Origin of the sequence: Leifsonia sp. LS1 (assembly GCF_020521355.1) — a bacterium.
GTDB lineage: Bacteria > Actinomycetota > Actinomycetes > Actinomycetales > Microbacteriaceae > Leifsonia.
In genome coordinates, this window is the sequence record NZ_BPER01000006.1 from 172,230 (window position 1) to 184,221 (window position 11,992).

At 72.5% G+C, this 11,992-nt stretch carries 9 protein-coding genes; 5 read left to right on the top strand and 4 right to left on the bottom strand.

Annotation, left to right across the window (positions count from 1 at the left end; all coding sequences use genetic code 11):
* Positions 1-9 precede the first annotated feature (9 nt).
* The gene (locus tag LLS1_RS12670) at positions 10-678 is read right to left on the bottom strand and encodes a ThuA domain-containing protein (protein ID WP_226656021.1); all 669 of its coding nucleotides are present in this window, start codon (positions 676-678) and stop codon (positions 10-12) included.
* Between the two features lie 178 nt (positions 679-856).
* Here LLS1_RS12670 and LLS1_RS12675 point away from each other — a divergent pair, with 178 nt between their 5' ends.
* The 5 genes from LLS1_RS12675 to LLS1_RS12695 all read left to right on the top strand — a co-directional run bounded on the left by LLS1_RS12675 (position 857) and on the right by LLS1_RS12695 (position 6,766).
* Positions 857-2,131, top strand: a complete 1,275-nt coding sequence (locus tag LLS1_RS12675) for an MFS transporter (protein WP_226656022.1) — start codon at positions 857-859, stop codon at positions 2,129-2,131.
* 148 nt (positions 2,132-2,279) lie between these two features.
* A complete protein-coding gene (locus tag LLS1_RS12680) occupies positions 2,280-3,482 on the top strand; it encodes a Gfo/Idh/MocA family protein (RefSeq protein ID WP_374758270.1) in 1,203 nt (400 codons plus the stop codon).
* Positions 3,479-4,657, top strand: a complete 1,179-nt coding sequence (locus LLS1_RS12685) for a DUF993 family protein (RefSeq protein ID WP_226656024.1) — start codon at positions 3,479-3,481, stop codon at positions 4,655-4,657. Before LLS1_RS12680 ends, LLS1_RS12685 begins: the two co-directional genes overlap by 4 nt.
* The gene (locus LLS1_RS12690; RefSeq protein ID WP_226656026.1) at positions 4,654-5,547 is read left to right on the top strand and encodes a sugar phosphate isomerase/epimerase; all 894 of its coding nucleotides are present in this window, start codon (positions 4,654-4,656) and stop codon (positions 5,545-5,547) included. The genes LLS1_RS12685 and LLS1_RS12690 overlap by 4 nt, the downstream gene beginning before the upstream one ends.
* A gap of 58 nt (positions 5,548-5,605) precedes the next feature.
* Positions 5,606-6,766, top strand: a complete 1,161-nt coding sequence (locus LLS1_RS12695) for a glycerate kinase (protein ID WP_226656206.1) — start codon at positions 5,606-5,608, stop codon at positions 6,764-6,766.
* Between the two features lie 129 nt (positions 6,767-6,895).
* Here the strand turns inward: LLS1_RS12695 and LLS1_RS12700 are convergent, their stop codons facing one another.
* The 3 genes from LLS1_RS12700 to LLS1_RS12710 all read right to left on the bottom strand — a co-directional run bounded on the left by LLS1_RS12700 (position 6,896) and on the right by LLS1_RS12710 (position 11,984).
* Entirely contained in the window at positions 6,896-8,329 is a 1,434-nt protein-coding gene (locus tag LLS1_RS12700; protein WP_226656027.1) for a xylulokinase, read from the bottom strand.
* A 98-nt stretch (positions 8,330-8,427) separates the two neighbouring features.
* Positions 8,428-9,618 (bottom strand): xylose isomerase, encoded by a 1,191-nt coding sequence (xylA, locus tag LLS1_RS12705; protein WP_226656029.1) that lies wholly within the window; start codon positions 9,616-9,618, stop codon positions 8,428-8,430.
* A gap of 53 nt (positions 9,619-9,671) precedes the next feature.
* Entirely contained in the window at positions 9,672-11,984 is a 2,313-nt protein-coding gene (locus LLS1_RS12710; RefSeq protein WP_226656031.1) for a beta-glucosidase, read from the bottom strand.
* Between the last annotated feature and the right edge of the window lie 8 nt (positions 11,985-11,992).

Sequence of the window (11,992 nt, forward strand, 5' to 3'; positions counted from 1 at the left end):
CCGGTCGGCTCAGGAGATGAGCCAGCCGGTGGCGCGGGCGAGGATCTCGCGGTGGGTCGGCGCGTCGTACGACGCCGCGTCGTGACCGAGGGCGTCGTAGAAGACTTTCGCGTCGCCGTACCGCCGCGTCCACATCAGGGGATGCTCCCGGCCGTCGTGCTCGTGGGAGGCCAGGGCGACGACCGCGGGGTCGACGCGGAGATTCGTGTACCGCTCGTCATCGACGGTGAAGTCGTCCAGCCCGGCGACGATCGCGTCCCGCTCCGGATGCACCAGGATCGTCGCGCGCCCGTACTCCGGGTGGAAGGTCGTGCCGCGAACCCACACCCCGCCGAGGATCGCCTCCCACTCGGGCACGCCCCGCAGCGACGTCGAGCTGACGTGCGAGACGAGCAGCGGCCGCCCGCGGCCCAGGTGAGCGAGCAGCCCCTCGCGTCCCGCGGCCTCCGCTTCGGGGTCCGGGGTGCCGGTGTGCGCGGGATCCCCGATGTTGAGCACCAGGAGGTCGGGGTCGCGCTCGGGGGCGACGAGGGCGGCCATGCGCGCGTCGACCTCGCCCGAGATCTCCACGTCCAGGCCCTGCCCGCGCAGGATGTCGGCCAGTCGGGCCGACGTCTCGGCAAAGGGGTGCCAGGGGTCGGCGTAGCGGCCGGAGCCGGTCAGGATGAGTGCGCGCATGGAGTCCTCTCGGTCACCGCGATGGTAAGCGCTCTCCGCCGCGGATGCCAACGCCGCGCGCGCCCGGGAACCGGGAGCCGGGTCGGGTTGACACGCGCGTTCTCAGGTCTACGGTGACCCTCCGGCAAGCGCTTTCTCGTGCATTGCCGCCGATCACCGACGATCGTGAGGAGAAACCGTGTCCGACGCCGCCGTCGCCTCCACCCGCCTGAGCCCCGATCAGCGCAACGCGTTCGCCGCGTCCCTGCTGGGCTGGATGATGGACGCCTTCGACTACTTCATCATCGTGCTCGTCTACGCCGACATCGGCGCCGAATTCGGTGTCCCGCTCGAGCGGATGGCCTTCCTGACCACCATCACGCTCGTCATGCGGCCGGTCGGCGCGTACCTCTTCGGCCTGTGGGCCGACCGGGTCGGCAGACGCATCCCGCTGATCGCGGACGTCTGCTTCTACTCGGTGGTCGGCTTCCTCTGCGCGTTCGCGCCGAACTTCACGGTGCTGTTCATCCTGCGCCTGCTCTACGGCATCGGGATGGGCGGCGAGTGGGGTCTCGGCGCCGCCCTCACGATGGAGAAGGTCCCGCGCACCCGGCGCGGGCTGTACTCGGGCATCCTCCAGGCCGGCTACTCGGCCGGGTACCTGCTCGCCGCGCTCGCCTTCCTGCTGGTCCACTCCGTCTTCGGTCTGAGCTGGCGCTGGCTCTTCGCGCTCAGCATCCTGCCGGCGCTCATCTCCCTCATCATCCGGTCGCGGGTGCGCGAGTCCGAGGTGTGGGAGACGACGCGTGACAAGCTGCGGGCGAGCGGGAGCTCGATCCGCCGGGTGTTCTTCGACGGGAAGGTGCTTCGCCGGTTCGTCTACCTCGTGCTCCTGATGGCGGCCTTCAACTGGATGAGTCACGGCACGCAGGACATCTACCCGACCTTCCTCAAGGCGACCGACAACGGCGGGGCGGGCCTGGATGCCGCGGCGGCCGGGTGGATCGCCGTCGTGTACAACGTGGGTGCGATCATCGGGTGCATCGTGCTCGGCTCGCTGTCGGATCGCTGGGGGCGCAAGGCGACCATCATTCTCGGGGCAGCGCTGACGCTCCCGATCATCCCGATCTTCGCGTTCTCGACGACGGCCGGGATGCTGTGCCTGGGCTCCGCGCTCATCCAGTTCACGACGCAGGGGGCGTGGGGCGCGATCCCGGCGCACCTCAACGAGATGTCGCCGAACGCGATCCGCGGCTTCTACCCGGGCGTGACGTACCAGCTGGGCAATGTCATCGCGGCCTTCAACCTGCCGATCCAGCAGGCGCTCGCGCCGCAGTGGGGCTACCCGTGGGCGATGGCCTCCACCGTCGGGATGGCGGCGGTCGCGGTCATCCTGCTCACGGCATTCGGCAAACAGGCGCACGCCGTCTCGTTCACCGCCGAGAGTGCGCAGGAGGCCCCGGCGGCCGCGTGAGTCGCTGCGCGACGCCGAGGTTCACGTCGTTGCGTCCATTCTCCGCCCGTGACCGCAACCACGTGAACCTCGAGGGCCGAGCGGAAAGGGGAGTGGAGGGTTGCGCGGTGGCGGGGGTGCGAAGTACTGTCGGGTAAGCGCTTTCCCGATGGGTCGGGCGGGCACCTCGCATGAGCACAAAGGAGTACACGTGTCGTCGATCGGCATCATCATGAACGGCGTCTCCGGGCGCATGGGCTACCGGCAGCACCTGGTGCGGTCGATCCTCGCCATCCGGGAACAGGGCGGCATGCTGCTCTCCGACGGCACGCGCGTGCAGGTCGAGCCGATCCTGGTCGGGCGCAGCGAGGAGAAGCTGGCCGAGCTGGCGCGGCGCCACGGCATCGAGCACTACACGACCGACCTCGACGCGGCACTGGCGGACGACCGCTGGCAGATCTACGCCGACTTCCTCGTCACCAAGGCGCGCAGCACGGCGATCCGCAAGGCCATCGCGGCCGGCAAGGCGATCTACACCGAGAAGCCGACCGCCGAGTCGTTCGAGGAGGCGCTCGAACTCGCCCGTCTGGCGGAGGAGGCCGGCATCAAGAACGGCGTCGTGCACGACAAGCTCTACCTGCCCGGGATGCGCAAGCTCAAGCGACTCGTCGACTCCGGCTTCTTCGGCCGCATCCTCTCGGTGCGCGGCGAGTTCGGCTACTGGGTGTTCGAGGGGGACTGGCAGGCGGCGCAGCGCCCCAGCTGGAACTATCGCGCCGAGGACGGCGGCGGGATCGTCGTCGACATGTTCCCGCACTGGAGCTACGTGCTCGAGAACCTCTTCGGCCGCGTGGAGTCGGTGTATGCGCAGGCGGTGACCGAGATCCCCGAGCGCGTCGACGAGCAGGGGCGCCCGTACGCGGCGACCGCGGACGACGCGGCCTATGCGATCTTCCAGCTCGCGGGCGGTGTGACCGCGCAGCTCAACTCCAGCTGGACCACGCGCGTCAACCGCGACGAGCTGGTCGAGTTCCAGGTCGACGGTACCCACGGCAGCGCGGTCGTCGGACTGTTCGGCTGCAAGATCCAGCCGCGCAACGCCACCCCCAAGCCGGTGTGGAATCCCGACCTCGCCGACGAGCACGACTACGACGGGGACTGGATCGAGTCGCCGGCCAACGAGGTGTTCGAGAACGGCTTCAAGACGCAGTGGGAGGAGTTTCTCCGCCACGTGCTCGAGGACGCCCCGAACCGCTTCGACTTCCTCGCCGGCGCGCGCGGCGTGCAGCTGGCCGAGGAGGGCCTCCGCTCGTCGCGCGAGGGGCGACGCATCGACCTCGCCCCGGTGCGCTTGCCCGAGGTGGCCCGATGACGGTCGGCGCCGAGACGACCGCCGACATCGCTGTGCGCGCTGTCCCCCTCCTGCACGCCGATGGCACGACCTCCACCACCGACGTCCGAGCGCCGGGTGGCACCGCGCGTCCGGACGCCCCGCTGCGGTCCCGCGTCGCCTACGCCGCCGCGCACGTCATCCCGAAGCCCTGGGCCGACAACGTTCCCGGCGCCCCCGCCGAGATCGACTGGGACGCGACGCTCGCCTTCCGCCGTCACGTCTACGGGTGGGGCCTCGGGGTCGCCGATGCGATGGACACCGCCCAGCGCAACATGGGCCTCGATGCGGCGGCGACGCGCGAGCTCATCACGCGCAGCGCGGCCGAGGCACGCGCGGTCGGTGGAGCCGTGGTCGCGGGCGTCAACACCGACCATGTGGACGAGCCGGTCATCCCGCTCGACGCCGTGATCGACGCGTACATCGAGCAGCTCCACTTCACCGAGGATGCGGGGGCCGGGGTCGTGCTCATGGCGAGCCGTCATCTCGCCCGGGCAGCGCAGTCCCCGGCGGACTACGAGCACGTCTACCGGAAGGTGCTCGCCGCAGCCGGCGCCCCCGTCGTGCTGCACTGGCTCGGCGAGGCGTTCGATCCGGCGCTCGCCGGCTACTTCGGCGACGCGGACACCGTGCTGCGCATCATCGAGGCCGGCGGCGAGAAGGTCGCGGGCATCAAGATGAGCCTCCTCGACGCCGACGCCGAGGTCGCGCTGCGCTCCCGCCTGCCCGAGGGCGTGCGGATGTTCACCGGAGACGACTTCAACTACGTCGGCCTGATCGAGGGCGACGGCGACGTGCACTCGGACGCGCTGCTCGGCGCGTTCGCGGCTCTTGCCCCGAGCGCGTCCGCCGCGATCCGTGCCCTCGACGCCGGGGATGCGGCCCGCTACCGGAGCATCCTCGGGCCGACGGAGGCACTCTCCCGGCAGATCTTCGCGGCGCCGACCTACTACTACAAGACCGGCGTCGCGTTCCTCTCCTGGCTCAACGGCCACCAGGACTCCTTCTCGATGGTGGGCGGCCTCCACGCGGCGCGCAGCCTCCCGCACCTGTCGGAGATCGTGCGGCTGGCGGCGGCGTGCGGCGCCCTCGAACGGCCGGACCTGGCCGCGCAGCGCTGGACGGACCTCCTGCACCTGAACGGGGTGGACGCGTGAACGCTCCCGGGCGCGCCGTGCCGTCGCGGCTGTCGATCAACCAGGCGACCATCAAATACACGAGCCTGGCCGACGCCCTGCGGATCACGGCGGACGCGGGCGTCGAAGCGATCGGCCTGTGGCGAGAACCGGTGGCGGAGGTGGGGCTCGCGGAGGCGGAGCGGATGGTCGGCGGCAGCGGCCTCCGCGTGTCGAGCCTCTGCCGGGGCGGGTTCTTCACCGTGCCCGAGGGCCCGGACCGGCGTGCCGCCCTGGACGAGAACCGCCGCGCGATCGAGGAGACGGCGGCGCTCGCCGCGGCCGGCGCTCCCGGATCCGCCCCGGTGCTCGTGCTCGTCGCCGGCGGCCTTCCCGCCGGGTCGACCGACCTCGTCGGCGCACGCGCCCGCGTCGCCGACGCGCTCGCCGAGCTCGAGTCCGACGCCCGCGCCGCCGGGGTGACTCTCGCGATCGAGCCGCTGCACCCGATGTACGCGGCCGATCGTGCGGTCGTCTCGACGCTCGGCCAGGCGCTCGACCTCGCCGAGCCGTTTCCGACGGCCTCCGTCGGCGTGGTGGTGGACACGTTCCACGTCTGGTGGGACCCGCAGGCGCTCGACCAGATCGCGCGCGCCGGGGCGGCGGGACGCATCGCGAGCTACCAGGTCTGCGACTTCCTCACGCCGATCCCTGCGGACGCCCTCCTCGCCCGCGGAATGATGGGGGACGGTCACGTCGACTTCGCCTCGCTCACCGCGGCCGTGGACGCCGCGGGCTACGCCGGCGATGTCGAAGTCGAGATCTTCAACGCCGAGATCTGGGCGGCCGACCCCGTGAAGGTCGTCGACCGCACCGTGCGGGCGTTCGAGCGCAGCATCCCGGTGCGGGATGCGCCGGCGCGATCGCGGTGATCGTTCGGGCGGCTGTCCTCCCGCGGCAGCCTGTGACAGGGTGGGCGACGTGACCGCCCTGACCGTCGTCATCGCCCCCGACTCGTTCAAGGGCTCCGCGTCGGCCGCCGAGGTCGCCGAGGCGCTCGCCGCCGGATGGGCGGAGGTGCGGCCCGGCGACGAGGTCGTCCTCGCCCCGACCGCGGACGGAGGCGAGGGGACGTCGGACGCGTTCGCCGCGGCCGTCCCCGGCTCCGTCCGACACCCGGTGCGCGTGCTCGGCCCGTCCGGCGACCTCGTGGACGCCTCCTGGCTGGAGCTGCCCGACGGCAGCGCCGTGGTCGAGCTCGCCGAGACCAGCGGCCTCGGGCTTCTGCACGCTCCCGCGCCGTTCGACGCCCACACGATCGGGTTCGGCCAGGCGATCGCCGCCGCCGTGGACGCGGGCACCACCTCCCTGCTGCTGGCGATCGGCGGCAGTGCCTCGACCGACGGGGGAGCGGGGGTGCTCACGGCCCTCGGCGCCCGCCTCCTCGACGGTGCGGGGACGGACATCGCCCCCGGCAATCGCGGCCTGGCCGCCCTGGTGCGCGCGGACCTGACCGGGATGCGTCCGCTTCCTCCCGGCGGCGCGCGCATCCTCAGCGACGTCTCGAACCCGCTGCTCGGTCCGCGGGGTGCAGCCGCGGTCTTCGGCCCGCAGAAGGGTGCGAACCTGCAGGACGTCCCGCAGCTCGATGCGGGGCTGGCGAGGTTCGCGGAGGTGCTCGACGCGGCAGCGGTGCCGGGTGCGCGTGCGAGTGGCCGGCCGAGCGATGTCGGCCGTGGCGCCGCCGGGGTCGGTGCGAGGGAGGTCTCGGCCGACGACCCGGGCACCGGCGCGGCGGGAGGCACCGGTTTCGGCCTCCGCATCTGGGGCGCCGACATGACCGCGGGAGCGCCGGCCGTCGCGGAGGCGCTCGGCCTGCCCGCGCGCATCGCCTCTGCCGACCTCGTCATCACGGGCGAGGGACGCTACGACAGCCAGTCCGCGTCCGGCAAGGCGCCCGAGCATGTGGCCGAGCTGGCGCGCCGGGCCGGTGTCCCCGTGCTGCTCGCGGCCGGTGCGATCGCGGCCGAACCGACCAGCTTCGCCGACTCGGTCGCGCTCGCCGACCTCGCCGGAGGCTCCGCCGCCGCGATCGCGGACCCGCTCCGCTGGGCCCGTGCCGCCGGCGCCGCCCTCGCCTCCCGCACCTGAGCCGCTCGCTCCGACCCGGGCCGCCGCAGCAATTCCGGAGATCTGCGCGAGTCAGCCCACATCCACCGTTCGAACGGACAACTGAGCGGCGTGCCGCAGATCAGCTCCGGAGTTGCCCTGCGGCACCCGCTACGGCCGCGCCGCCGCGTACTGCTCGCGGATCACCGCACGCGTGTCGACCGGCAGCGGCGCTGCGGCCTCCACCGGCCACGTGGGGCGCGCGCCGGTCAGCACCCATGCCGCCTGCACCGCGCCGCCGTCGGCGACGTACTCGCCAGGGGCCGGGACGACGACGGGGGCGTCGAAGACCTGCGCGGCGACGGCGGCCACGGCCGGGTTCTGGGCCGCACCCCCGATCAGCAGGATGCGCTGCTCGGTCACTCCGACCCCGCGCACGGCGTCGAGGCCGTCGGCGAGTCCGCACAGCATCCCCTCGATGGCCGCGCGGGCGAGGTTGGCGGGGGTGGTGGAGGCGAGGGTGAGCCCGTGGATGCCCGCCGTCGCGTCCGGGAGGTTGGGGGTGCGTTCGCCTTCGAAGTACGGGACGAGCACCACGCCTCCCGCACCCGGCTCGGCCGTGAGGGCCAGCTCGGCGAGCCCGTCGTGGTCGACGCCGAGGAGGCGGGCGATGGCGTCGAGCACGCGGGCCGCGTTGAGAGTCGCGATGAGGGGGAGGGAGAGTCCGCTCGCGTCGGCGAAGCCGGCGACCGTGCCCGAGTCGTCGGAGACGGGTGCGTCGGTGACGGCGAAGACGGTGCCGCTGGTGCCGATGGAGACGACGACGTCGCCGTCCGCCGCGCCCAGCCCCAGCGCCGCCCCCGCGTTGTCTCCGGCTCCGGGCCCGACGAGCACACCGGACGGGGTCCGTCCCGCAGCCTCGCCCGGCCCCAGCACCCGCGGCAGCACGACCGCATCGGCGGACCCGGGCGTCCCCGCCTCGCGGCCCGGCCGGCCGAGCGCCCGCTCGAACAGCTCGAGGTCGTAGGCGCCGTGGGCCGCGCTCCAGTAGGCCGTCCCGCTCGCGTCGGAGCGGTCGGTGGTCAGAGACTCCAGGTCCGGTCCCAGCGGGCTCTCGTCCGCGGGCCCGTAGCCGCGCAGCCGCCAGGTCAGCCAGTCGTGGGGGAGGGCGATGGCGGCGACGCGCGCGGCGTTCTCCGGTTCGGCGTCCCGCAGCCAGCGGAGCTTCGTCGCGGTGAAGGATGCGACCGGCACGACGCCCACGCGCGACGCGTAGGCGGGGGCCCCGACCTCCGCGATCAGGTCCCGGGCGGCCTGCGCCGACCGGGTGTCGTTCCAGAGCAGGGCGTCGCGCACCACCCGGCCGGAGGCATCCAGCGCCACCATCCCGTGCTGCTGGCCGGCGACCGAGATCGCGGCGACGTCGTCGAGCCCGCCTGCGGCCTCCAGGGCGACGGTCAGCGCCTCCCACCACGCGGCTGGCGCGACCTCGGTGCCGTCGGGATGCGCGGCCCGGCCGCTGCGCACGAGGGCGCCGGTCTCCAGGTCGCGCACGACCACCTTGCAGCTCTGGGTCGAGGAGTCGACGCCGGCGACGAGAGTCACGTCACTGTGTCCTAACGATCGATCGAGGTGCACGTCGTGGTCGTCATCCGCGGGGAATGAGCGCCACGACGTGCACCTCGGTGGTCAAACGAGGGGGGTCAGCGGGCGTTGAGGAGGTGCTCCAGCGCCAGCTGCTGCAGGCGCACGAAGCCGAAGCCCTTGCCGCCGAAGTAGGCGCCCGCGTCGAAGTCCTCGTACGCGCTGCGGTCGGCGAGCAGGTCGTCGTAGCTCTCGCCGGCGCCGAGTGTCGTCTCCGACAGCTCCGTCACACGCGCGGCCTGCAGCGCCTCCTGCACCTCGGGGTCGGCGCGGAAGGCCGCGGCCCGCTCCTTGAGCAGGAGGTACGTGCGCATGTTGGCGGCGGCGGAGTCCCACACGCCCGAGGCGTCCTCGGTGCGCGACGGCTTGTAGTCGAAGTGGCGGGGGCCGTCGTAGGCCTGGCCGCCGTTCGGGCCGCCGTTCTCGAGCAGGTCGACGAGCGCGAAGGCGTTCTGGAGGTCGCCGTGGCCGAACACGAGGTCCTGGTCGTACTTGATGCCGCGCTGGCCGTTGAGGTCGATGTGGTAGAGCTTGCCGTGGTACAGCGCCTGCGCGATGCCGGCGGCGAAGTTCAGGCCCGCCATCTGCTCGTGGCCGACCTCGGGGTTGAGGCCGACGAGCTCCGGACGCTCCAGCGAGTTGATGAAGGCGAGGGCGTGGCCGACGGTCGGCAGCAGGATGTCGCCACGCGGTTCGTTCGGCTTCGGCTCGATGGCGAAGCGGATGTCGTAGCCCTTGTCGGTGACGTAGTCGCCGAGCAGGTTGACGGCCTCGCGGTAGCGCTCGAGAGCGGCGCCGATGTTCTTGGCCGAGTCGTACTCGGCGCCCTCGCGGCCTCCCCACATCACGAACGTCTTGGCGCCCAGCTCGGCGGCGAGGTCGAGGTTGCGGAGCACCTTGCGCAGCGCGAAGCGGCGCACGGCGCGGTCGTTGGAGGTGAAGCCGCCGTCCTTGAACACCGGCGCGCTGAAGAGGTTGGTGGTGACCATCGGCACGATCACGCCGGTGTCGGCGAGGACCTGCTTCAGGCGGTCGATCTGCTTCTGGCGCTCGGCGTCGGTGGAGCCGAAGGCGAAGAGGTCGTCGTCGTGGAACGTGAGGCCGTAGGCGCCGAGCTCGCTGAGCTTGGTCACCGCCTCGACCACGTCGAGCTGGGGGCGGGTGGGTCCGCCGAACGGGTCGGTGCCGTTGTAGCCGATCGTCCACAGTCCGAACGAGAACTTGTCGGCGCGGGTGGGGGTGAGGCTCATGGTTCTGCTTTCCTTCAACGTCGTCGGTGATTTGTTGTTTCGATAAACTTATATCAGGAGATCGCGTCGGCCGCGACCCCGATGCGCTCGATCGTGACCGGCACGATCCGGGCATCGGCCGCGGAGACGACGTGGAGGTCGCCTGTGATCGCGAGAGTAGCGCTCGTCTCGCGCTCAGCACAGGAGGGACCGACCCACAGCTCGATCGCCCCCGGCTCGACGACGCGCCGGAGCGACCGGTCGCTGAACGCGAGGCGGGCGGTCGGAACGTCGAACCGCACCTCCGCCTCCTCGCCCGCATCGAGATCGACGCGGGCGTACGCGAGCAGCTGCGCCACCGGCCGGGTCACGCTCGCCTGCACGTCGCGGGCGTAGAGCTGCACCACATCCGACCCGCCCCGGTCACCGGTATTGGCGACGCGGACGCGTGCGGTGAACGTGCCTCCCGCCTCCACGCCGGCGTCGACGACCAGCTCCGTGCGGGAGAACGACGTGTACGAGAGCCCGTGGCCGAACGGCAGCACCGGCGTGCTGTCGGCACTCGTGATCTCGTTCGGGCCGCCGAGCAGCGGGTGGAGATAGGAGTAGGGCTGGGCGCCGGCGGAGCGCGGCAGCGAGACCGGCAGCCGGCCGCTGGGCGAGACCGCGCCGGACAGGACGCGGGCGAGCGCGGCGGCCCCCTCCTCGCCCGGGAAGAACGACTGCAGCAGCGCCGACGGCGCCGTCGGGCCGTCGACCGCCCACGCGAGGGCGTACGGTCGGCCGGAGAGCACGACCACGATCACGGGGGTCCCGGTGCGCACGACCTCCTCGACCAGCTCGCGCTGCACGCCGGGGAGCTCGAGGCTCTCCACGTCGTTGCCTTCGCCGACCGTGCCGCGCCCGAAGAGCCCAGCACGGTCTCCGACCACCACGATCGCGACGTCGGCGGTCTGCGCGGCGGCGACCGCGGCCGGGATGCCGGTGCGGTCGTCGCCCTCGACAGCGCAGCCGCTCTCGTGCACGATCCGGGCGTCGGGGAACTCCGCGCGCAGGCCCGCGAGCACCGACGGGATCTCGAACCCGAGCGGGAACTCGGGGTGGTGGGCGAGGACGTGGTTGGCGAACGAGTAGCAGCCCATGAGGGCTTCCGGCGCGTCCGCGTTGGGGCCGACGACGGCGATCCGGGCGGGGGCCGGCGCGAGCGGCAGCGTCCCGTCGTTGGTCAGCAGCACCAGCGACTCCTCCGCCAGGCGGCGGGCGACGGCGCGGTGGCCGGGGCTGTCGATGTCGATCGCGGTGGGAGGCGTGTCGAACGTGGCGTCGAGCAGTCCGAGCTCCTCCTTCTGGGACAGCACGCGCAGCACGGCCCGGTCGACGAGGCCCTCGTCGACCGCACCGGAGCGCACCGCAGCCGCAAGCGGTTCGAGGTAGGCGTCACCGGTCGGCAGCTCGACGTCGATGCCCGCCGCGAGGGCGAGCGCCGCCGCCTCGCCCAGGTCGCCGGCGACGCCGTGCATCGTGTGGAGGAAGGCGACGGAGAAGTAGTCGGCGACGACGACGCCGTCGAAGCCCCACTCCTCGCGCAGCACGCCGGTCAGGTAGTCGGGGTTCGCCGCGGTGGGGATGCCGTCGATCTCGGCATACGAGTTCATGACCGAGCGCACGCCGCCGTCCCGCACCGCCATCTCGAACGGGGGGAGCAGCACATCGCGCAGCTCGCGCGGCCCGGCGTGCACGGGGGCGTGGTTGCGGCCCGACTGGGAGGCGGAGTACCCGACGAAGTGCTTCAGCGTCGCGTGCACGCCGGCATCCTGCAGCCCCCGGACGAACGCGGTCCCGATCGTGCCGACCACGTACGGGTCCTCGGAGATGCACTCGTCGACCCGGCCCCAGCGCGGGTCCCGCACCACGTCGAGCACCGGCGCGAGGCCCTGGTGGATGCCGAGGGAGCGCATCGACCCGCCGATCAGCCCGGCCATCTCCTCCACCAGCTCGGGGTCGAACGCCGCGCCCCAGGCGAGCGGTGTCGGGAAGGTCGCCGCCTTCCACGCGGCGAGGCCGGTGAGGCACTCCTCGTGCACGAGCGCCGGGATGCCGAGGCGGGTGCCCTGCACCAGCCGCCGCTGCTCGTTCCACAGCCACGCGGCACGCTCGGCCGGGTCGACCGGCCGCGTGCCGTAGACGCGCGTGAGGTGGCCGATGCCGTGCGCGGTGACGTCCTCGTAGCGGCCGGGATTCCCCATCTCGCCCGCCATCGGCGCGACGAGCTCGTCTCCCTTGTCGACCCAGTACCCCACCAGCTGTGCGAGCTTCTCGTCGAGGGTCATCTCCGCGTGCAGCAGACGGACCCGCTCCGACACGGTCGGGAGCGTGGTTTCGCTCATGGAATCAC

Coding starts and splice junctions, on each gene's coding strand:
- LLS1_RS12670 (WP_226656021.1), bottom strand. CDS start 678: ATGCGCGCACTCATCCTGACCGGCTCCGGCCGCTACGCCGACCCCTGG.
- LLS1_RS12680 (WP_374758270.1), top strand. CDS start 2,280: ATGGGTCGGGCGGGCACCTCGCATGAGCACAAAGGAGTACACGTGTCG.
- LLS1_RS12685 (WP_226656024.1), top strand. CDS start 3,479: ATGACGGTCGGCGCCGAGACGACCGCCGACATCGCTGTGCGCGCTGTC.
- xylA (WP_226656029.1), bottom strand. CDS start 9,618: ATGAGCCTCACCCCCACCCGCGCCGACAAGTTCTCGTTCGGACTGTGG.
- LLS1_RS12710 (WP_226656031.1), bottom strand. CDS start 11,984: ATGAGCGAAACCACGCTCCCGACCGTGTCGGAGCGGGTCCGTCTGCTG.